General features: G+C 63.4%; 20 protein-coding genes and 1 tRNA gene. 13 read left to right on the top strand and 8 right to left on the bottom strand.

What is annotated here, in order from left to right:
- Window positions 1-98 precede the first annotated feature (98 nt).
- Window positions 99-287: a hypothetical protein gene (locus tag QCM77_RS08480; protein WP_279660246.1), complete on the top strand. Its 189-nt coding sequence runs from the start codon at window positions 99-101 to the stop codon at window positions 285-287.
- A gap of 174 nt (window positions 288-461) precedes the next feature.
- On the opposite strand, the gene QCM77_RS08475 is transcribed toward QCM77_RS08480, so the two are convergent.
- On the bottom strand, window positions 462-590 hold the full coding sequence (locus tag QCM77_RS08475) for a hypothetical protein (protein ID WP_256374932.1): 129 nt from the start codon (window positions 588-590) through the stop codon (window positions 462-464).
- Window positions 580-996 carry a universal stress protein gene (locus tag QCM77_RS08470; RefSeq protein ID WP_279660247.1) on the bottom strand — a complete coding sequence of 139 codons (417 nt, stop codon included), beginning with the start codon at window positions 994-996 and terminating at the stop codon, window positions 580-582. The genes QCM77_RS08475 and QCM77_RS08470 overlap by 11 nt, the downstream gene beginning before the upstream one ends.
- A 477-nt stretch (window positions 997-1473) precedes the next feature.
- On the opposite strand from QCM77_RS08470, the gene QCM77_RS08465 reads away from it, so the two are divergent.
- From QCM77_RS08465 to QCM77_RS08450, 4 genes are all read left to right on the top strand, one after another.
- Window positions 1474-2208 carry a hypothetical protein gene (locus QCM77_RS08465; RefSeq protein ID WP_279660248.1) on the top strand — a complete coding sequence of 245 codons (735 nt, stop codon included), beginning with the start codon at window positions 1474-1476 and terminating at the stop codon, window positions 2206-2208.
- A gap of 171 nt (window positions 2209-2379) precedes the next feature.
- Window positions 2380-2643, top strand: a complete 264-nt coding sequence (locus QCM77_RS08460; protein ID WP_511337188.1) for a Y16D family protein — start codon at window positions 2380-2382, stop codon at window positions 2641-2643.
- A 138-nt stretch (window positions 2644-2781) separates the two neighbouring features.
- Window positions 2782-3135: an HdeA/HdeB family chaperone gene (locus QCM77_RS08455; RefSeq protein WP_279660249.1), complete on the top strand. Its 354-nt coding sequence runs from the start codon at window positions 2782-2784 to the stop codon at window positions 3133-3135.
- Window positions 3136-3141: 6 nt separating this feature from the next.
- The gene (locus QCM77_RS08450) at window positions 3142-3840 is read left to right on the top strand and encodes an AbiU2 domain-containing protein (protein ID WP_279660250.1); all 699 of its coding nucleotides are present in this window, start codon (window positions 3142-3144) and stop codon (window positions 3838-3840) included.
- 468 nt (window positions 3841-4308) lie between these two features.
- On the opposite strand, the gene QCM77_RS08445 is transcribed toward QCM77_RS08450, so the two are convergent.
- Both QCM77_RS08445 and QCM77_RS08440 read right to left on the bottom strand, forming a co-directional pair.
- Window positions 4309-4384 (bottom strand) — tRNA-Ile (locus QCM77_RS08445).
- A 334-nt stretch (window positions 4385-4718) separates the two neighbouring features.
- Window positions 4719-5696, bottom strand: coding sequence for a Bug family tripartite tricarboxylate transporter substrate binding protein (locus tag QCM77_RS08440; RefSeq protein ID WP_279660251.1), 978 nt, complete (start codon window positions 5694-5696; stop codon window positions 4719-4721).
- Window positions 5697-5803: 107 nt separating this feature from the next.
- On the opposite strand from QCM77_RS08440, the gene QCM77_RS08435 reads away from it, so the two are divergent.
- Entirely contained in the window at window positions 5804-6781 is a 978-nt protein-coding gene (locus QCM77_RS08435; RefSeq protein ID WP_279660252.1) for a TAXI family TRAP transporter solute-binding subunit, read from the top strand.
- A gap of 49 nt (window positions 6782-6830) precedes the next feature.
- Here QCM77_RS08435 and QCM77_RS08430 read toward each other — a convergent pair whose 3' ends face one another.
- Together QCM77_RS08430 and QCM77_RS08425 are read right to left on the bottom strand one after the other, a co-directional pair.
- Complete coding sequence (locus QCM77_RS08430) at window positions 6831-8060, bottom strand: ABC transporter substrate-binding protein (RefSeq protein ID WP_279660253.1); 1230 nt, start codon at window positions 8058-8060, stop codon at window positions 6831-6833.
- 101 nt (window positions 8061-8161) lie between these two features.
- Complete coding sequence (locus tag QCM77_RS08425) at window positions 8162-9055, bottom strand: substrate-binding domain-containing protein (protein WP_279660254.1); 894 nt, start codon at window positions 9053-9055, stop codon at window positions 8162-8164.
- A gap of 398 nt (window positions 9056-9453) precedes the next feature.
- Here QCM77_RS08425 and QCM77_RS08420 point away from each other — a divergent pair, with 398 nt between their 5' ends.
- The 3 genes from QCM77_RS08420 to QCM77_RS08410 are packed head-to-tail and all read left to right on the top strand — an operon-like array spanning window position 9454 to window position 13411.
- Window positions 9454-10287: an ABC transporter substrate-binding protein gene (locus tag QCM77_RS08420; protein WP_279660255.1), complete on the top strand. Its 834-nt coding sequence runs from the start codon at window positions 9454-9456 to the stop codon at window positions 10285-10287.
- 54 nt (window positions 10288-10341) lie between these two features.
- Window positions 10342-11448, top strand: coding sequence for a molybdopterin-binding protein (locus tag QCM77_RS08415; protein ID WP_279660256.1), 1107 nt, complete (start codon window positions 10342-10344; stop codon window positions 11446-11448).
- Between the two features lie 13 nt (window positions 11449-11461).
- Complete coding sequence (locus QCM77_RS08410; protein WP_279660257.1) at window positions 11462-13411, top strand: molybdopterin biosynthesis protein; 1950 nt, start codon at window positions 11462-11464, stop codon at window positions 13409-13411.
- Between the two features lie 7 nt (window positions 13412-13418).
- Here QCM77_RS08410 and mobA read toward each other — a convergent pair whose 3' ends face one another.
- Complete coding sequence (gene mobA, locus QCM77_RS08405) at window positions 13419-14096, bottom strand: molybdenum cofactor guanylyltransferase MobA (RefSeq protein WP_279660258.1); 678 nt, start codon at window positions 14094-14096, stop codon at window positions 13419-13421.
- Complete coding sequence (gene fdhD / locus QCM77_RS08400) at window positions 14041-14931, bottom strand: formate dehydrogenase accessory sulfurtransferase FdhD (RefSeq protein WP_279660259.1); 891 nt, start codon at window positions 14929-14931, stop codon at window positions 14041-14043. Before fdhD ends, mobA begins: the two co-directional genes overlap by 56 nt.
- 120 nt (window positions 14932-15051) lie before the next feature.
- Between fdhD and mobB the strand changes: the two genes are divergently transcribed.
- The 4 genes from mobB to QCM77_RS08380 all read left to right on the top strand — a co-directional run bounded on the left by mobB (window position 15052) and on the right by QCM77_RS08380 (window position 19213).
- Window positions 15052-15579 carry a molybdopterin-guanine dinucleotide biosynthesis protein B gene (gene mobB, locus QCM77_RS08395; RefSeq protein WP_279660260.1) on the top strand — a complete coding sequence of 176 codons (528 nt, stop codon included), beginning with the start codon at window positions 15052-15054 and terminating at the stop codon, window positions 15577-15579.
- A 9-nt stretch (window positions 15580-15588) separates the two neighbouring features.
- On the top strand, window positions 15589-16845 hold the full coding sequence (locus QCM77_RS08390; protein ID WP_279660261.1) for a molybdopterin molybdotransferase MoeA: 1257 nt from the start codon (window positions 15589-15591) through the stop codon (window positions 16843-16845).
- Between the two features lie 66 nt (window positions 16846-16911).
- Window positions 16912-17175: a sulfurtransferase TusA family protein gene (locus tag QCM77_RS08385; protein WP_279660262.1), complete on the top strand. Its 264-nt coding sequence runs from the start codon at window positions 16912-16914 to the stop codon at window positions 17173-17175.
- 316 nt (window positions 17176-17491) lie between these two features.
- Complete coding sequence (locus QCM77_RS08380) at window positions 17492-19213, top strand: OFA family MFS transporter (RefSeq protein ID WP_279660263.1); 1722 nt, start codon at window positions 17492-17494, stop codon at window positions 19211-19213.
- Window positions 19214-19220: the final 7 nt, after the last annotated feature.

Here is a 19220-nt window from a genome sequence, read left to right as displayed (position 1 = left end):
GTTTTCCCGAGCCCTTGAAATACTCACGACATAAGGCCGGCGTACCGTTTTCATCGCCGGCTTGACCCGATCAGCATTGATGAAGGTGGAGATTGAATATGAGCAACACGCAGGGCGCCAATTCCAAAGGTGAAGCCGAACCTCGCGACCTGAACGACGTCGCTGAGACCGAGATCTCGTCAACGTCCAACAAGGATGGACTCGGTGACAGCGCCCTCGACGATGTGTCGGGCGGCGCCTGGCCGAGCGGCACGACCAAAACCGGTATCGTCCCTCCGACCATCTGATCTCCAGCGACAACGGCTTCGCCGTTGCGCGGGGGCGACGGCGCGACCGGTTTGGATCTAGCCGATTCTTTACGATGACCGATGGTCCGGCGGGCCATCGGTCATTTCATTTCTGCATTGTGGGCGTTCGTCCCCGAGCGTGGCACGAGCAGGTCCATACCTTTTGCGAGAGCATCACCGCACCCCCGTGCCTTTGCAGCGCTGGCACTTCACCACCTTGTCGCCCTTCTTGAGCAACCCTTTGCCTTCGCAGTTTTTGCATTTCTGCTTCTTCTTGATGTTCGGGCCTTTTTCACTGACCATGGAGGTCTCCTGCGGCGAGAGCGGTCTTGTGCGGTAGCGCGGCGGGGCAGCCGAGCGATGCCGCGTAAGCCTTACACTTATGCCGGCTTCGGCACCACCAGCACCGGCACGCAAGGCCGCGACGCCCATGAGAGGCCATGACGATCAGGTCGCAGCCCCTGGACTTTGTGGTTTCAATAATCGCAGTTGCCGGGTGCGCATTCGGAACATGCAAGAGTTCGGCGGGCGTGCCGATCTGCTCCGACATGGCGCGCGCTTCGTCAAGCACTTTGCCCGCACAGGCCTTGCCGGCCGCGTCAAAGCTGTCAACCTCCTCCTGCGTCGGAATCCATCCCGAGGCGTGTCCGCTCCCATAGTCAACCGGCAGCGCTTCCGTCACGGTGATGATCGTCAGCCTGGCGTTCAAGCCTTCGCCAAGGCAATGCCATGCTCAACGCCTCTTCTCGCGACGTCCGATCCATCCGTGCTCAAGAGAATGTTGGCGTACATTCGGTGGCTCCCTTGCTCGTCGAACAAAGTGATGCCTGGCTAATATGGTCCTATACGCGCGGTGGGTCCATTGTTACGGTGACCGTGCACTAATTCATGAACCTTCGAATCCATGAATGCCGCCGGATCATTGAGTGCACTGTCACCGTAATCCCCAATGCGAAACAATCGCTGGCGATAGACCCATGCTAACCCTGCACGCCCTTTTGCGGCGTGAGCGCTGGCGTCTAGTAGCTTGACAAGCTTGGTCATCCGTATAAGTGGCATCTGAGGCGACAAGAATAGAACGGGATGATACAGCCTAGGAGCGAGTAGGGGCGACCGTATCGTTTGGCTAAAATTGCAGTTAAGGCCGAAGCAAGCCGACGTTTAGCTTCATCTTGGGGAAATATTAATGAGGATTATGATCCCGCTGGTATCGCTCGCCCTGGTTGGCTGCGCCGTCAACTCAGGCGTGGTCCCGGTCGGGCAGAATACCTACATGGTTTCTCGCCAAGCAGCGAGCGGGTTTAGCAACTATGGGGAGCTGAAGCCTGAAGCGATAAATGAAGCAAACCAGTATTGCGCAGCTCAAAAACAATCTGCCGTACTGACTAACATTAGAGATGCCAGACCGACATCTGGTCCGGGCGATTTTCCAAGGGCTGAGGTTCAATTCACCTGCGTTGATCCATCAAAAATCGAGTCAGTATTAGCCGAATGCAACGAGAAGCGTCTGAAAAAGGAGGTGAAGGGATACAAAGGCTCAGTTGAATGCTCAACCTCGAGAGTAATTGCCGCATGGCGGGAGCGACGCTATCCCTACATGGATTTGATTCATGTTTACGAAGCCGCGCGACTGGTAGGTGCTGAAAAAGTGGACGCTGGCAAACTCTCAGAAGGAGAATACAAACTTCAACTAGCAGAACTTCAAAGCCGCCTCACGGCCGAAGATCAACGGCGCAATCTAGCCATTGCCAATACGCAAATCGCGCAAGCGCAGGTACAGGTTGCTGACGCTCAGTCCAAAGCTGCAATGCTACAAGGATTGAGTGCATTCCGAATGGCGACAAACCCACCATCGTCAACAATCAACGTCAACGTTTGCAATCAACGTGGACAAATAGACACGTGTAGCTACCCACGCTAAACGCTGCGGATTTTAAGGACGGTTCGGCGGGATGGTTTGTGAATTGGAGCACTCACTCGTCGCGGCATTTATGGCCAGAGCCGCCCGCGCGGGCGCCTGAACCCTTTGTGAGGCCAAGGTTGCCTGCCCACTAAGTGTCGAATTGTTCGTTGCATTCGCGGGACGGATATCATGAACTCACACGCTGCCCTGATTGAAATAGTTATTTGCGCCGCAGTTCGTGCTTCTGATGGAAAGGTCGTTAGGGGTCACCGGCACAATGATGCTATCCGCGCACTTCAAGCGATTGACGGGTATGAGGGCGAACGACCACATGGAGAAGACCAGGGATTCGTCACCTCAGCCAGCAGGTTCGTAAATCGACGAGAAGCCTATCGGTTACATTTCCCCGACAGGGCAGAACCAGATGAACTTCGCAGCGACGACCTGTACTAGAATAGCATCATGAATTGGGGGAAAGCACATGCGGACAGCGTTAACTGTTGCGTGGACGTTGGCTCTTGCCGGCTGCGCAGCTTGGCGCCTACGGAGCCTGACTCATTCGTGGTTTCACGGCAAGCTGCAAGGGGATTCATGCGTTTCACTGTCTGCGCCGCCATACTGTTGCTGGCGATCGCTGCCGGCCGGCCGGCCGAAGCCGCCACGACGCTCATCGGTCCAAACAAGCATCTCTGCAAAGATGTGACCGCGAACGGACCGGGGGACGCCGGCCTGACCTTGATGTGGGTCGCCGGATTCCTTTCAGCCGCGAACCGCACGTCGAAGCGGGACTTCCTGGAGGGGCGCGACATCTCGACGATCATCAACCTATTTCAGAACGTCTGCAAAGAGAACCCGGATATCGACGTGGAGGATGCGACGATCAGGGTTCTCGGCCGCCTCCGGATCATGCTGCTGACGCCCGAGGACCTGCAGGGCATGAAGTAATCGGCGATGAGCGACGCATTCCGCAAGCGCCTGGACGTCTTCTATAGTGAGCAGACGAACCTGCAGCAGTTTTTCTTCACCGCGCTAGGCGTCCGCCGGCTTGCAATAGACCGTCCCGACGTCGTGAAGATGATGAACCGCAGCCTGTTCTGGCGGGTCGCCCATCAGGGGACGATCGTGTCGACCTTCATTGCGATGGGTCGCATCTTCGACGACGGCAGCAAGCACAATATCGGCCGGATCCGGAAGGTCATCGATCGCAGGCCCGGGATCTTCTCGATCGAATGCCTGAAGCAACGCAAGAGGCGGTTGCCGGGCCTCGACGTTGACGAATACGTCGAAGGGAAGCACGCCCTAGAGCCGCTGCGGGCGCAGGCGATGCTGGCCGAGATCGACCGTTGGCAAGGCGTCTATTCGACCCGATACAAAGGCATCCGGCACAGCTTGGCGCACAAGAAATTCGGGACGATCGAGCAGGTGAACGCGCTCCTCGCCAAGACCGACATCGAAGAGATGAAAGCCATGTGCGCCTTCCTGCATGCGCTGTGGCATGCGCTTGATCAGCTCTATCGAAATGGACAGGACCCGGTGCTGCGGCCGCGCGCCTTCGTGCTGGCACCGGAACCGTTGCCGCAAGGCTACATGCCGGGCGAGGAAGTCTACCGGGATGCGCAGGCGGCCGTGCTCGGCGTGGTCACGCTGTAAACCCGGCCAGCAGCCAAAGCTCTGGGTCTGCGACCTTGTGTTATCGCTCTTCATCGGAAGGCCTTGCAATAGTCGCCGCTCCGGAACGTCCCGGACGGGCACGGCTTGCCCGGGATCACCGGGTAGGCCCGCGGGGTGTCCCGGTGGAGCGCCTCGCACTTGTCGCCCTTTCCGACGTAGCCAGTCGGGCATGAACCAGTCCTCGGGATACGCTCCCGCCCGTCACGAGTCGGCGTCGGGTACGGACTCTCAGCGAGCGCCGGAGCGGCGATGAAGAGGGCAGTGAGCAGCGTCGCGAGCACGCAACGCACGAGCGTTGTTGTCATGATGTTCTCTCTTTTTCGGGGTCGTGATATGGTGGACAGAACAGGCACAGAGGGAGACCAATGGGCTAACCAATCTGGTCCCCAATCTGGTCCCCAATCTGGTCCCCACGAAATCAGCGATTTCGCAAATGCCTATTTTTACTGGTGGGCCCGGCAGGACTCGAACCTGCAACCAGACCGTTATGAGCGGCCGGCTCTAACCATTGAGCTACAGGCCCCGCCGCGAGACGGCCGCGGGAGGCGCGGCCGGCAACGGTGCGCGGTTCGTTTACAGGGACGGAGGCGGGGGTGCAATGCTGGCACCAGTGGATGGAAGCGCCGGCGCAGCAAGGCCTGAGATTTTCGAATACCCGAAATCGGCGATGATCCCCTTATAGTCCTGTTTTGCCCGACGGGTCAAATCGCCCCCGCCGAGGCCCGTTTTTTTGATTCTGTAACCCCTTGTGATCGCTTGATCTTTCTACTGTGCATGGGGTTGTTTTCGCGCTTTTTGATGGGAGGGGGCTTCCGGTCCCCTCCAATGCCTTGCAGGCTCGCGGCAGATCGCCGGCGCTAGTCCACTGACACCCCCGCGAACTCCACCACCTTGCGCCACTTCTCGGTCTCGTCGGTGACCAGCTTGCCGAACTCGGCCGGCGTCATCGGCTTGGGGATGCCGCCGGTCTCGGCGAGGCGCGCCACCAGCTTCGGGTCGTTCAGGGCCTCGTTGACGGCCTTGTTGAGAAGCTCGACGATCTCGTTCGGCGTGCCCTTCGGCGCGGAGATGCCGTAGAAGCCGACCGATTCGAAGCCCGGCACGGTCTCGGCGATCGCGGGCACGTCCGGCACGCTCGGCCAGCGCTGCGGCGAGGTCACGCCGAGCGCGCGGACATTGCCGCCCTTGGCCTGCTCCATTGCGGAGGGGAGATTGTCGAAGATCAGCTGCACCTTGTTGGAGATGATGTCGGGGAAGGCGATGGCGGAGCCGCGATAGGGCACGTGCACCATGTCGCACTTGGTCATCACCTTGAACAGCTCGGCCGACATGTGCACCGAGGTGCCGTTGCCGGACGAGGCAAAGGAAATCTTGCCGGGATTGGCTTTGCAGTAGTCGATGAACTCCTGAACCGTCTTCGCGGGAAACGCGTTGGAGACGACCAGCATGTTGGTGAGCTGCATGATGCTGGCGACCGGCACGGTGTCGCGCAGGAAGTCGAACGGCAGCTTCTTGTACAGCGAGGTCGAGATCGCGTTGTTGGGCGCGACGAACAGCAGCGTGTAGCCGTCCGCCGGCGAGTTGATCGCGGCGCCGGCCGCGATGTTGCCGCCGGAGCCGGCGCGGTTCTCGACGATGAATTGCTGGCCGAGACGGTCCGACAACCAGGCCGCCATGATCCGCGCCACGATGTCGACCGGGCCGCCGGCGGAGAAACCGATGATCCAGTGCACGGGACGGTCGGGATAGCCGGTGGCGGAGGCGGGAGCTGCGGCGCTGAAAAGCGTTGAAAGGAAAACCAGCCCGAAAAAACCGTTACGCAAAATTCGCAACATGAAGCCTCCCATTGTTCTATTGTCGTTGGGTGACATGCTTTCACAAAATCGGGGCGCTGCCTACATCGTCGCAAGTCGATGTTGACGCGCCCCCGCCGGGACCGACCATGAGATTCGCAATCACCATTCTTCTCGGTGTGGCGCTGCTGTTGAGCCCCGCCGGTGCTCAAACCGGAGGCAAGGCCATTCCGACCACGACACTCAGCCTTACGATCAGCCTGGGCACCGCGACGCCCGGCGGCGGCTTTCCGCTCTACGGCAACGCCTTTGCGCAAGTGATGAACGCGGCCGATCCGCAAGCCACCATCGTCCCGCGCAACACCAAGGGCAGCAACGAGAACATTCCGCTGCTGGAGAAAGGCGAGCTCGATCTCGCTTTGGTCGCGGGCGAGCCGGCCTATGAAGCCTTTGCCGGCATCGGCCGCGCGAAGGTGCGGCTGAAAATTCTCACGGCGATCTATTCCAATCCCGGCATGTTCGTGGTGCGCGCGGACAGTCCGTACAAGACGATTCCCGATCTCGTCGGTCAGCCCGTCGCATTCGGCGCAAAAGGCTCGGGCCTGCCGATCCTGGCGCGCTACGTGCTCGATGGGCTCGGCCTGAAGCAGGACGAGGATTTCAAGGCGATCTATCTCGATCGCGCCGGCGACGGCCCCGCGATGGTCGAGGACGGACGCGTCGCCGCGCTCTGGGGCGCCGGCATCGGCTGGCCCGGCTTTGCCGCGATGGCATCGACCGCGTCAGGCGCGCGCTTCATTGCGCCGAGCGCGGAGGAGATCGCGCGCATCCGCGCCAAACATCCGTTCCTGAAACCGCTCACCGTGCCGGCCGGCAGCTACCCGAAGCAGTCCGAGCCGATCGCCTCGCTCGGCTCCTGGAGCTTTGTGCTGACGCGCGAGGATTTGCCTGACGATGTCGCCTACCGGCTGGCCAAGACGCTGCACGGTGTCGAGGCGACGTTCTGCAAGCAGCTCGCGCAAGCCTGCGAGACCACGGCCGCGAACACGGTCGCGGCCGCGCCGAAGCCGGAGCTGATCCATCCCGGCGTGATGAAGTACTTTCGCGAGATCGGCGTGATGAAGTAGGGCACGACCCCAGCCATGGCGACTTTTTCTCTCGCGCGTCGCCACACCGTCACTTCTTCACCATCGCACACGCCGGGTCCGGCGGCCCAAACGCCTTGTCGCCCGAGATCGTCGTGAGGATCTTGTAATAGTCCCACGGATATTTGCTCTCCTCCGGCGTCTTCACCTGCACCAGCCAGAGGTCGTGCACCATCAGATTGTCATCGCGTAAGCGGCCGTTGCGGGCGAAGAAATCCTCGATCGGCTTTTCCCGCATCTTCGCCGCCACTTTGAGCGGATCGTCGGTGCCGGTGTCCTTGATGGCGTTGAGATAGTGCGTCACGCTCGAATAGACGCCGGCCTGCCACATCGACGGCATCTTGTTCATCTTGGCGAAGTAGCGCTTCGACCATACGCGCGTCTTGTCGTCCATGTCCCAATAGAACGACGTCGTCAGCAACAGCCCTTGGGCAGCCTGCAAGCCCAGGCCATGGATGTCGGTGATCAGCGCCAGCAGCGCCGCCATCTGCTGGCCGCCCTTGAACACGCCGAACTCGGAGCCGGTCTTGATCTCGTTCATGTTGTTGGGCGGACCCGCCGCGATGCCGATGATCTTGGCCTTGGAGGCCTGCGCCTGCAGCACGAAGGAGGAGAGGTCGGGCGTTGCCAGCGGCGGCCGCACCGAGCCCAGCACCTTGCCGCCATTGGCGGTGATGACGCTGGAGGCGTCGCGCTCCAGCGAATGGCCGAAGGCGTAGTCGTCGGTGATGAAGAACCAGCTGTCGCCGCCGCGCTTGACCACGGCGTCCGCGGTGCCGACCGCAAGCGCGCGGGTGTCGAACACCCACTGGATCGCATAGGGCGAACAGAATTTGCCGTGGAAATCCGCGGTGCCGGTCGAGTGGGTGATGAACAGCCGCTTCTTCTCGTTGGCCATGTTCTGCACCGCGAGCCCGACCGCAGAGACCGGCACGTCGACGATCAGATCGACCTGGTCGACGTCGTACCAGCGCCGCGCGATGCCGCCGCCGATGTCGGCCTTGAGCTGGTGGTCGCCGACGACGATGCTGATCGGCTTGCCGAGCACGGTGCCGCCGAAATCGTCGATCGCCATCTGCGCCGCCGTCACCGAACCCTGGCCGGTCGGCGCGGAGGCCGGGCCGTTCATGTCGGTGAGCACGCCGATCTTGACGATGTCGTCGGAAACCTGCGCCGATGCCGCACCCGGCAGCAGCGTTGCCGCCAAGAATGTCGCTGCAAAGCCGGCAGCGACCGGCAGTCCAAATCTCGTTGGCTTCACGCTTGTCCTCCCCTGATCCGGCGCGTTGGCCGGTGTTGCTCGCCGGGTATGGCCCGGCTGAATTAGTTTCTTTTGCAACTATTTCGGGGCGGGCGTCAACCTCAGGCCGCGAAGCGGATTTGTCCGGCGGGCGAGGGATCGTAGCCGGTCAGCTCCTCCGCGCGCTGCCGCAACCGGTTTTCGCTGAGGAACCGGATCAAGGCCTGCATGGCGGGGCGAAAATAGCTGCGCTGCCGCATCGCGAGGTCGAAGTTCTCCCAGACCAGCGGCACGAAATCGAGGCCGGCCGAGCGCGCTGCCGCACGTGTCGCGATTCCGCAATCGGCTTGTCCCGCGCGGACGATTTCGGCGAGATCCGGTCCGGTCAGGGCCGGCGTCTCGATCCGTCGCAAATCGCGCGTCGAGGCGCCGGCGCGCGTCAGCAGCACGTCGAGTAGCATCTGCGCGCCCGTGCCCTGTTGCCGCATCGCCATCCTGGCACCGAGCGCGAGCACGTCGGAGAGGCCGCGCAGCCGCTTGGGATTGCCTTGCGGCAGCACGAGACCCTGCTCGCGGCGCACGAAGGCGACCAGCAATGCATCATGCAGGTCCGGAGCGTCACGCAGCGCCGTCGCACTGGCGTCGGCGGCAAGATTGCCATCCGCATCGAGGCTGTGGAAGTGCATTGCCACTGCCATCACCTCGTCGCGCTGCAAGCGCTCGAGCCCGCGCGCGCTGCCCTCGCTCATCGATCCCAGGCCCGAGCCGGATTCGCGCAGACTCCAGTGCAAAAGCTCGTCCTGGCTGCCGCCCACGACCGGCGGCGGCTCCGCGATCAGCATGCCGGCCGGACGCGCCAGTCCGGACAGCACCCAGAGGTCGAGCTCGTGCCGCGGGAAGAGCCACTTCCCGGTCACCTTGGTGCAGGGGATCGCGCCGGTGGTGACGAGTTCGTAAAGCTTGCGTTCGCCGAGCCGAAGATAGTCGGCGGCTTCGCTGGTCGTCAGGAATTCCATCCTGCATTCCTATGCAAATTCTTGCTTCTTTTTGACGTTCGACGCAGGTGGAATCTGCATTTCAAGTTCTGTCCGCCAGGACCATGCCCGATCATCTCGTTGCTTTGCAACATATCCTCACGCGCGATCTCTGCTTTGGTGAACGATCCTGAATCGCCCGCGTGGTGAGGACCTTGCGGCTGTCGCGCCCGCAGTAGCAGTCGACATCCCGCTCCGCGCGTTGCCGAAATTTCCCGAGTTGTCGGCGCGCAGCGCGGGGTGAAGTCTGCCGCCGATAGTGGCTCGACCCGCGCTCTATCTGTTGTTGTCCGCATCCGGAGCTGAACGAGCAAACGCGTCACGAGTGCGGCGCAATCGATCATCATCATGGCCGCGTCATAGCCAATAGGAACCCGATCATGGCCGCCCGCCGCCTGTCCGTTGCATTCGCGCTGCTCTGCGGCCTTGCCGCGGGGGGTACGGCGTCATCCGCGGAGGACCGCGCGATCGTCCTGGCCTCGACCACGTCCACGCAGGAGTCCGGCCTGCTCGACCACCTGCTGCCGATCTTCCGTGACAAAACCGGCATCGACGTCACGGTGATCGCGCGGCGCGCCGATGAGGTGCTCGACGGGGCGCGAAGGGGCGAAGTCGACGTCGTGCTGATGCATGCGCGGCCGCAGGAGGAGAAATTCGTTGCCGACGGTTTTGCCGCGAAGCGCTTTGACGTGATGTACAACGATTATGTGCTGATCGGGCCGAAGAGCGATCCCGCCGGGGTGAAGGGCAAGGACATCGCGACCGCGCTGAAGGCGATCGAGGCCAAGGGCGCGCCGTTCGTGACGCGCGGCGACCGCTCGGGCACGCATGCCGCGGAGCTCGCGCTCTGGATCGTCGCCGGCATCGACATCGCGAGCACCAAAGGCGGCTGGTATCGCGAGGCCAAGCAGGGCATGGCCTCCGCCCTCGATGCAGCGCGCGCGGCGAACGCCTACGTACTGTCCGACCGCGGCAGCTGGATCGCCTTCAGCGAGCGCGGCGATCTCGACATCGTGGTCGAAGGCGACAAGCGGCTGCTCAATCAGTACGGCGTGATGCTGGTGAACCCCGCGAAGTTTCCGAACGTGAAGAAGGAGCTGGGGCAAGACTTCATCGACTGGCTGATCTCGCCGGAGGGGCAGGCGGCGATCGCCGGATACAAGGTCGACGGACAACAGCTGTTCTTCCCCAATGCGGACAAGTCGGGCGGCTGATCTTGACAGCGCCGGCGGTTGCCAAACCGGGCGATGCATGGTCCATCATGGCGCATGACCCAGCGCCTGCCGTCATCGCTGACGCCGCTCGACACCGCGCTCGCCGCGTTGCTGAAGGGGCTTGATCCGCTCGCGCCGGTGCAGTTGCCGCTGGCTGAAGCGGCCGGCTGCATCGCGGCGGGCAATCCGCTCCTTGCGGCCCAACCGCCGCGCGACGTCGCTGCCGCGGACGGCTGGGCGTTATGCGCCAATGATCTGGTCGGCGCGTCGTCCTATTCACCGCTGCTTCTGACAATGGCGCCTGTTTGGGTCGATGACGGCGACGCGATGCCGGCGGGATGCGACTGTGTGCTCGATGCCGACGCAGTCGACATGTCGGGCCCACTCGCGCAGGTGCTGGCGGAGGGCGTACCGGGGCAGGGCATCAGGCGCGCCGGAAGCGACATCGACGGACGCACGCCTGCCGCGGCAGAGGGGTGTCCGGTCGGTCCTGCCGCTCTGTTGCTCGCGCGCGCGGCCGGACTGGACCGGCTGAGCGTGCGTCGTCCGCGGCTGCGCATTGTCAATGTATCGGGCGCAATTGTGACCATGCATCTGATTGCGGACATCGCACGCGCCGCAGGGCTGGATGTGCAAACGCACCAGGCCGGCGCGCGAGACGCGGAATCGATCGCGGAGGCGTTCGGCGCGCCCAGCTGCGATCTCCTGCTCACGATCGGCGGCAGCGGCGTCGGTCGCAAGGATGCCGCCGTCACGGCGCTGGCCCAGCGTGGTAATGTGATCGCCCATGGTCTTGCGCTCCAGCCTGGACGCACCGCCGCGATCGGGCGGCTCCGAACGGTTCCTGTCGTCGCCTTGCCCGGATCGCCGGATCATGCGCTTGCGGCCTGGCTCGCGCTCGCGCTGCCGCTCGTCGACCGGCTGTCGGCGCGGCTGCCGCGCCGACAGATGACCTTGCCGCTCGCGCGAAAGATCGCATCCAGCGTCGGCATCGCCGAAATGGCCCTGCTGGCCGAGGAACATCATGCGTGGGTGCCGCTTGCGGTAGGCGAATGGCCGCTCCAGGCGATTGCCCGTGCGGATGCATGGCTGCTTGTTCCCGCCAGCGACGAGGGATTTGCAGCAGGCGCGCCGGTCGATGCCTATCTGATGCGGGAATGATATGGGTTTTGGCATGACGATGATCCCGCAATCGCAAGTCCGCAGCGCGCTCGAACAGGAGCAGTTCCTCAAGATCCTTTCCCGCGAGGAGGCGCTGGCACGCTTCGAGACCGCGCTGTTCCCGCGCGCGATCCCAAGCGAGGCCCGCAAGCTCGCCGATGCACTCGGTACGGCGCTCGCTGAAGACATCACCGCGCCGATCGACGTGCCGCCGTTCGACCGTTCCAATGTCGACGGCTTTGCGGTGCGCTCGGCGGACCTTGCCGCGGCCGGTGAAGGCGCGCCGGTTCGCCTCGGGTTGAACGGCGAGACCATTCACTGCGGCACCGTACCGGCGCTGCAGGTGGCGGCGGGAACCGCAACGCCGATTGCCACCGGTGGTCCGCTGCCGCGCGGTGCCGATGCCGTGGTCATGGTCGAGCACACCCAACCGGCCGGCTCTGATGCGATCGACGTCCGTCGCGCTGCGTCCCCCGGGCAATTCGTTTCCTATGCAGGCTCCGACATCGCGCGCGGCGAGGCGCTGCTGCGCGCCGGCACGATGATCGGCTCGCGCGAGATCGGCATGCTGGCGGCCTGCGGCATTGCGGACGTGAATGTCGCGCGAAAACCGCGGGTTACCGTGATCTCCACCGGCGACGAATTGGTTCAGCCCGGCGAGGTGCTCGCGCCCGCCGCGATCTACGACACCAACGGCGCGATCGTCACTGCTGCGATCGACGAGAACGGCGGTGAGGCGGTTTTCCTCGGCGCCATTCCCGACGACGAAGCTCAGCTCGAAGCCGCGATGCGCCGTGCGCTGGCGGATGCCGACATGCTGGTGCTCTCCGGCGGCACGTCGAAGGGCGCGGGCGACCTGTCTCATCGCATCATCGGCCGGCTCGGCCAACCCGGCATCATCGCGCATGGCGTTGCGCTCAAGCCCGGCAAGCCGCTGTGTCTTGCGGTATGCGACGGCAAGCCGGTGGTGATCCTGCCGGGTTTTCCGACCTCGGCGATGTTCACCTTCCACGACATGATCGTGCCGGTGCTGCGCAAGATGGCAGGACTGCCGCCCCGCTCCGATGCCAAGGTGAGCGCGACCGTGCCGGTGCGCATTCCTTCCGAGCTTGGCCGCACCGAATTCGTCATGGTCTCGCTGGTCGAAGGCAAGGACGGCTTGATCGCCTATCCCTCCGGCAAGGGTTCCGGTGCGATCACGTCGTTCGCACAGGCCGACGGTTTTCTGCGCATCGACGCGCTCGCCGACCAGATGCTGGCCGGGACCGAAGCCGAGGTGACACTGTTCACGCCGCATGCGCGGGTGCCCGATCTTGTCATCGTCGGCAGCCATTGCACCGGCCTCGATCTTGTCACGACGCAACTCGCGCATGCCGGCCTGACCGTGCGCTCGATCGCCGTCGGCAGTCTCGGCGGACTCGCGGCGGCGCGGCGCGGTGAATGCGATCTGGCGCCGATCCATCTGTTCGACGACAAGAGCGAGACCTACAATACGCCTTACCTCGTCGAAGGACTTGAGCTCGTGCCGGGCTGGCGGCGGATGCAGGGCATCGTGTTCCGCAAGGGCGACAAACGCTTCGAAGGCCATGGCGCGAAGGACGCCGTCGCCGTGGCGCTCGCGGATCCCTCCTGCATCATGGTCAACCGCAACCAGGGCGCCGGCACGCGCATTCTGATCGACCGGTTGCTCGGTGGTGCGCGCCCGGAAGGCTATTGGAACCAGCCACGCTCGCATAACGCGGTGGCCGCGGCCGTCGCACAGCACCGCGCCGACTGGGGCATGACCATTGCGCCGGTCGCCCATGCGGTCGGCCTCGGTTTCATTCCGCTCGCAGAAGAGCATTATGACTTCGCGCTGGTCACAGCGCGCAAGCAGCGGCCGGCAGTGCAGGCCTTTCTCGATGCGCTCGGCTCGGACGAGGCGCGGGCGGCGCTGGAGCGGGCGGGATTCCGGCGCGCGTAAAGCTTGATTAAGACGCCGCATCCAGTGCGGCCAGCCGCTCAGCTTCCGCGATATCCTCGGCCGTGTTGGCATTGAAGAACGGGTCAAGCGGCTCGGTCGGCCACGTCACCGTCGCGAGAGGGTAGCGCGTGGTCCAGCGGTCGATCTTGCGGAGGTCTTCGACCACGAGCGCGTGGCGGAGTTCATCGCGCAGGCTTACGCGCCACAAGCCGATCACTGGATGCGATTGGCTGCCTGATGCCGCAACGGCGAGCTCGGCATTCGCCGCGATGCGTTCTTCTTGCAAGCGTGCGACCAGATTGCGCGGCAGGAACGGGCAGTCGCCGGCGGCGCTGAGCACCCACTCCACCTCAGGTCGGTTCGCTGCGGTCCAGTCGAGCGCGGCAAGGATGCCGGCGAGCGGGCCGGGAAAGCCGGGCACGTCGTCTGCAACGACCTGCAAACCGAACGCGGCGAAGCGGGCGGGATCGCCGTTGGCATTGAGGATCAGCCCGGTACATTGGGGCGATAAGCGCGCGATCACGCGTTCCAGGATGGTGCGGCCGCCAATGATACGCATCGGCTTGTCGCCGCCACCCATGCGCCGCGCGAGGCCGCCGGCGAGCAGCACGCCTTGCGTGGTCGGAAAGCTAGTCGTCACCACCTTCACCCTTGCGCTTGTGCTTCGCCGATTCCTCCTCGACATAAGCGAGGTTCTGGTCGTAGACGATGCGCTCTTCCCCCGACAGCGCGATGAACCGCTTTCCGCGTGCGCGCCCGACCAGCGTCAAGCCCACCTGCCGGGCGAGATCGACGCCCCAGGCGGTGAAGCCCGAGCGCGACACCAAAATCGGAATTCCCATGCGGACCGTCTTGATCACCATCTCCGAGGTGAGCCGCCCCGTGGTGTAGAGGATCTTGTCGGATGCATCGACGCCGTGGCGGTACATCCAGCCCGCGATCTTGTCGACGGCGTTGTGACGGCCGACATCCTCGGTGTAGCAGAGCGGCTCGCCCTCCCTGCACAGCACGCAGCCGTGGATCGCACCGGCCTCCAGATAGAGTGAGGGCATGGTGTTGATGGTCTGCGTCATCTGGTAGAGCCAGGAGGTGCGCAGCTCCGCCTTCGGCAAAGCGACGCTCTCGACCGCCTCTAACAGATCGCCGAAGGCGGTGCCTTGCGCGCAGCCCGAGGTCTGCGTGCGCTTCTTCAGCTTGGCTTCGAAATTGGTGTGGTGTTCGGTGCGCACTACCACCATCTGGAGGTCGTCGTCGTATTCGACCTCGGTGACCGCGTCATTATATTTCAGCATGTTCTGGTTGAGCAAATAGCCCAGCGCCAGATATTCCGGATAGTCCCCGATCGTCATCATGGTGACGATCTCCTGGGCATTCAGGTAGAGCGTCAGCGGTCGTTCCATCGGCACCTTGATCTCGACCTTGGCGCCGGCCTGGTCGGTCCCGGTCACGCTCTGGGTCAGGCGCGGGTCGCCGGGGTTCGGGACGATCAGGGGCACGGGGGCTTTGTCGATCTTCATCATGGCTACGACGTTAGCATGACATTCGGGTCAAGCCGAGATAAGCATGGCGGTGAAACGCAATGACGGGGAGAGGCCGGAGGTTCCATCGGCTGGCGAGCCATTGGCGGAGATCGAGTTACGATGAAAGTCATCGGCCTTGCAGGCTGGAGCGGTGCAGGCAAGACCACGCTGTTGACGCGGCTGATCCCGCATTTCAACGCGCTGGGCTTGCGCGTCTCGGTCATCAAGCATGCGCATCACCAGTTCGACGTCGACGTGCCCGGCAAGGATTCCTGGCGCCATCGCGAGGCCGGCGCGGCCGAGGTGTTGGTTGCGTCGTCCAACCGCTGGGCCTTGATGCACGAATTGCGCGGGGCGGCCGAGCCGCGGCTGCCGGAACTGTTGAGCAAGCTGTCCGCTGTCGATCTCGTCGTGGTCGAAGGGTTCAAGCGCGAGCCGCATCGCAAGATCGAGGTGCATCGCGCCGTCAACGACAAGCCGTTGTTGTTTCCCGATGATCCCGGAATTTTCGGGATCGTGGCCGACGTCGCCATTGAAACACGACTGCCGACCGTCCATCTCGACGATATCGCCGCCGCGGCGGAATTGCTGCTGCGAGCGGCGATGCCGGTCGAAGATGTGGTCGCGAAAAGCGCCGCGATGCGCTGACGAGGCACCATGGCGCAATTGTCGGACGATTGTTTTGCCTTCGGTGGGCCGATGATGTCGGTCGGCGAGGCCGTTGGCCTGATCACGACGCGCGTCAACGCCATTGCCGATCTCGAAACCGTGGCACTCATCGATGCCGACGGGCGCGTGCTCGCGCGCGATGTCGCAGCGCCCCTGCCGCTGCCGCCGTTCACCAACTCCGCCGTTGATGGCTACGCCGTGCGCAACGCAGATCTTCCGGACAGCGCGGAACGGGCACTCCCGCTCGACGGCCGCATCCAGGCCGGCGGCCTTGCGCATGGACCGATCAAGGCCGGCCACACCGCGCGCATCTTTACGGGCGCGCCGATGCCGCCGGATGCCGAAACCGTCTTCATGCAGGAAGATGTCCGCATCGATGACGCCGGCCGAATCGTGCTGCCGCCGGGGCTGAAGCCGGGCGCGAATGTCCGGCCCGCAGGCGAGGACATTCCCGAAGGGCACATCGCGCTGCGCGCAGGCCAGCGCCTGCGGCCGCAGCATGTCGCGCTCGCCGCGGCGTTCGGCCTTGTCAGGCTCGACGTCGTCAGGCGCGTCCGTGTCGCGGTGTTCTCGACCGGGGACGAGCTGGCTTCGCCCGGCGAGCCGCGCGCGGCCTCGCAGCTCTTCGACTCCAACCGCTTCATGCTGATGGCGATGCTGCGCCGGCTCGGCTGCGAGGTCAGCGACCTCGGGATCTTGCGCGATGAGCGCAACGCGCTCGCCAATGGCTTGAAGCAGGTGGCAGGCAGCCATGACCTGATCCTTACCACCGGCGGCGTCTCGACCGGGGAGGAGGATCATGTCAAGGCAGCGGTCGAAAGCATCGGCTCGCTGGTGTTGTGGCGGATGGCGATCAAGCCGGGACGGCCGGTGGCGATGGGCATCATCGACGGTACGCCGCTGATCGGACTGCCCGGCAATCCCGTCGCCAGCTTTGTCACCTTCGTGCATGTGGTACGGCCGACGGTGCTGGCGCTTGCGGGCAGCCTGCCGGAGCCGCTGTTGCCAATCCCGGTGCGCGCGGCATTCGCCTACAAGAAGAAGATCGGCCGACGCGAATTTGTTCGCGCCTCGTTGCGGCGCGGAGAGGATGGCGCGTTGGAGGCGGTCAAGTTTCCGCGCGAGGGGGCTGGGCTGTTGTCGTCCCTGGTCGAGACCGACGGCCTCATTGAACTCGGCGAAGACATCACGCAGGTCGAGCCGGGGCAGGGTGTAGGTTTCTTGTCCTATGCCGATCTGCTCTGAGTCGTGGCGTTGTCTTGGCGTTGTCTTGGCGTTGACGCCATCGACCCCTCCCGCCATGTTGCGCCCATGACCAGAACGACGCTCGATCTCACTGGATTGAAATGCCCGTTGCCCGCCCTGAAGACGCGCAAAGCGCTGAAGCCGTTGCAGCCGGGCGATCAGCTCGAGGTGTACTGCACCGATCCCATGTCGGTGATTGACATCCCGAACCTGATCCGCGAGACCGGCGACACGGTGGAGATCACCGAGCGCAACGACGCGCGCATCGTGTTCTTGATAGAAAAAGCGAATGGGTCGATAGGCAGCGCCAATGCTGTGCTGCGTTCTTAGGCGCGTTACCGCGCTGATACCGACCTTTTGTCTATCGACATCGATCATGGCTTCTGCCCAAATTAACTCTGTCCGCGCAGGCGCGGAGGTTGAGTCTTGTCTGCAGTGCGCGGATCAACGGGCCACCCACGAAGCCTGCACGTCGTATCGGGCATAGAGCCCCTCGTGAGGGGTTAACTTTTCAGACGCGCGTAACGATCCTGGCGCGTGTCGGGTGATTGTGCGGAGCAGCAGGGGCAACAGCTGCACCGCAATGGGCTGAGGACAGGATGCTAGCGGCAGGCTGCTCAGAAGGGCGGCTGCAGGGGAGGAATGCATGACTACAATCGAAAGCGCTGCAAGGATTTCAGGTGCCGGCGCAGGTTTTCTGGATCGCGAGCGGACCATCGCGACCGCCGGGTTCAACCGCTGGCTGGTGCCGCCGGCCGCGCTGTGCATCCATCTCTGCATCGGTATGGCCTATGGCTTCTCGGTGTTCTGGCTGCCGCTGTCGCGCGCGATCGGCTTGACTGCGCCGAAGGCGTGCGCAGACATGTCGCTGTTTCAAGAGCTGTTCACGACCAGCTGCGACTGGAAGGTCGCCAGCATGGGATGGATGTACACGCTGTTCTTCGTGGTGCTCGGTCTCTCTGCCGCAATGTGGGGCGGCTGGCTCGAGCGCGTCGGGCCGCGCAAGGCCGGCTTTGTCGCCGCGCTGTGCTGGTGCGGCGGCCTCCTGCTCGGGGCCATCGGCATCTATCTCCATCAGCTCTGGATCATGTGGCTCGGCTCCGGCGTGATCGGCGGCATCGGCCTCGGCCTCGGCTATATCTCGCCGGTGTCGACCTTGGTGAAATGGTTCCCGGACCGGCGGGGCATGGCCACCGGCATGGCCATCATGGGCTTCGGCGGCGGCGCCATGATAGGATCGCCACTTGCCAGCGTATTAATGGACGGCGGCAGCCTCCTGAAAATCAATCTCACCTATATCGGCGTCGACTACGTACGCGATTTCACCTTTTCTGGCTTGAAGAGCTCTGTGGATGTCGGGGCCTGGCAGACCTTTCTAATCTTGGGCGCGGGGTATTTCGTCTTCATGATGATCGGCGCCTTTCGTTATCGCCTGCCGCCGGCCGGCTGGAAGCCAGATGGCTGGACGCCGCCGAGCGAAAAGAAGACGATGATCTCCGAGCATCACGTCCATCTTAACAACGCGCATAAGACGCCACAGTTCTGGCTGATCTGGGGTGTGCTATGCCTGAACGTGTCGGCCGGGATTGGCGTGCTGGGAATGGCCTCGCCGATACTCCAGGAAGTTTTCGCAGGTAAGCTGATCGGCCTTCCTGATGTCGGCTTCAACGCATTGAGCGTGGCGCAAAAGGCGCAGATCGCCGGAATTGCGGCTGGCTTTGCCGGACTGCTGTCGCTGTTCAACATCGGCGGCCGTTTCTTCTGGGCGTCGCTGTCGGACTATATCGGCCGCAAGAACACCTACTATACGTTCTTCATTCTCGGCATCGTGCTCTACGCGCTGGCGCCGACATTTGCGGCGATGGGCTCGAAGCTTCTGTTCGTGCTCGGCTTCGGCATCATCCTCTCGATGTATGGCGGCGGCTTCGCCACCGTGCCGGCCTATCTTGCCGATATGTTCGGAACCCAGTTTGTCGGCGCCATCCATGGCCGGCTGCTGACGGCGTGGTCCTTCGCGGGCATCATCGGACCCGTCGTGGTCAACTACATCCGCGAGTTCCAGCTCGCGGCCGGCGTGCCGCGCGACCAGCTTTACAACACCACCATGTACATCCTCTGTGCGATGCTGATCGCGGGCCTGATCTGCAACTATCTGATCAAGCCGGTCGATCCGAAGTGGTACATGAGCGAAACCGAGGTGGCGAAGGTCCAGGCCTCGATCGGTGGCGCCAGTGGCGGTCAGACCGGGTCATTCGGGATCGGCACGGGCGGCTTGGATGGCAAGGCCGCGCTATTCTGGGCGTTTGTCGCCATTCCATTGGCTTGGGGCGTATACAAGACGCTCGAAAGCGCAGTCAGAATTCTCTGATCGTAAA

Origin of the sequence: Bradyrhizobium nivariense (genome assembly GCF_029846695.2) — a bacterium.
Lineage (GTDB): Bacteria > Pseudomonadota > Alphaproteobacteria > Rhizobiales > Xanthobacteraceae > Bradyrhizobium.
The sequence above is the reverse complement of the archived record's forward strand: the minus strand, read 5'-3'. Positions and strand labels throughout refer to the sequence as shown.

Bases quoted from the DNA above. Each gene is read 5' to 3' on its own strand.
- mobA (WP_279660258.1), bottom strand. From the start codon at position 14,096: ATGTCGAGGAGGAATCGGCGAAGCACAAGCGCAAGGGTGAAGGTGGTG.
- QCM77_RS08460 (WP_511337188.1), top strand. From the start codon at position 2,380: ATGAACTCACACGCTGCCCTGATTGAAATAGTTATTTGCGCCGCAGTT.
- QCM77_RS08465 (WP_279660248.1), top strand. From the start codon at position 1,474: ATGAGGATTATGATCCCGCTGGTATCGCTCGCCCTGGTTGGCTGCGCC.
- QCM77_RS08415 (WP_279660256.1), top strand. From the start codon at position 10,342: ATGACCCAGCGCCTGCCGTCATCGCTGACGCCGCTCGACACCGCGCTC.
- QCM77_RS08390 (WP_279660261.1), top strand. From the start codon at position 15,589: ATGGCGCAATTGTCGGACGATTGTTTTGCCTTCGGTGGGCCGATGATG.
- mobB (WP_279660260.1), top strand. From the start codon at position 15,052: ATGAAAGTCATCGGCCTTGCAGGCTGGAGCGGTGCAGGCAAGACCACG.
- QCM77_RS08440 (WP_279660251.1), bottom strand. From the start codon at position 5,696: ATGTTGCGAATTTTGCGTAACGGTTTTTTCGGGCTGGTTTTCCTTTCA.
- QCM77_RS08450 (WP_279660250.1), top strand. From the start codon at position 3,142: ATGAGCGACGCATTCCGCAAGCGCCTGGACGTCTTCTATAGTGAGCAG.
- QCM77_RS08455 (WP_279660249.1), top strand. From the start codon at position 2,782: ATGCGTTTCACTGTCTGCGCCGCCATACTGTTGCTGGCGATCGCTGCC.
- QCM77_RS08420 (WP_279660255.1), top strand. From the start codon at position 9,454: ATGGCCGCCCGCCGCCTGTCCGTTGCATTCGCGCTGCTCTGCGGCCTT.
- fdhD (WP_279660259.1), bottom strand. From the start codon at position 14,931: ATGATGAAGATCGACAAAGCCCCCGTGCCCCTGATCGTCCCGAACCCC.
- QCM77_RS08385 (WP_279660262.1), top strand. From the start codon at position 16,912: ATGACCAGAACGACGCTCGATCTCACTGGATTGAAATGCCCGTTGCCC.
- QCM77_RS08425 (WP_279660254.1), bottom strand. From the start codon at position 9,055: ATGGAATTCCTGACGACCAGCGAAGCCGCCGACTATCTTCGGCTCGGC.
- QCM77_RS08475 (WP_256374932.1), bottom strand. From the start codon at position 590: ATGGTCAGTGAAAAAGGCCCGAACATCAAGAAGAAGCAGAAATGCAAA.
- QCM77_RS08480 (WP_279660246.1), top strand. From the start codon at position 99: ATGAGCAACACGCAGGGCGCCAATTCCAAAGGTGAAGCCGAACCTCGC.
- QCM77_RS08435 (WP_279660252.1), top strand. From the start codon at position 5,804: ATGAGATTCGCAATCACCATTCTTCTCGGTGTGGCGCTGCTGTTGAGC.
- QCM77_RS08410 (WP_279660257.1), top strand. From the start codon at position 11,462: ATGACGATGATCCCGCAATCGCAAGTCCGCAGCGCGCTCGAACAGGAG.
- QCM77_RS08380 (WP_279660263.1), top strand. From the start codon at position 17,492: ATGACTACAATCGAAAGCGCTGCAAGGATTTCAGGTGCCGGCGCAGGT.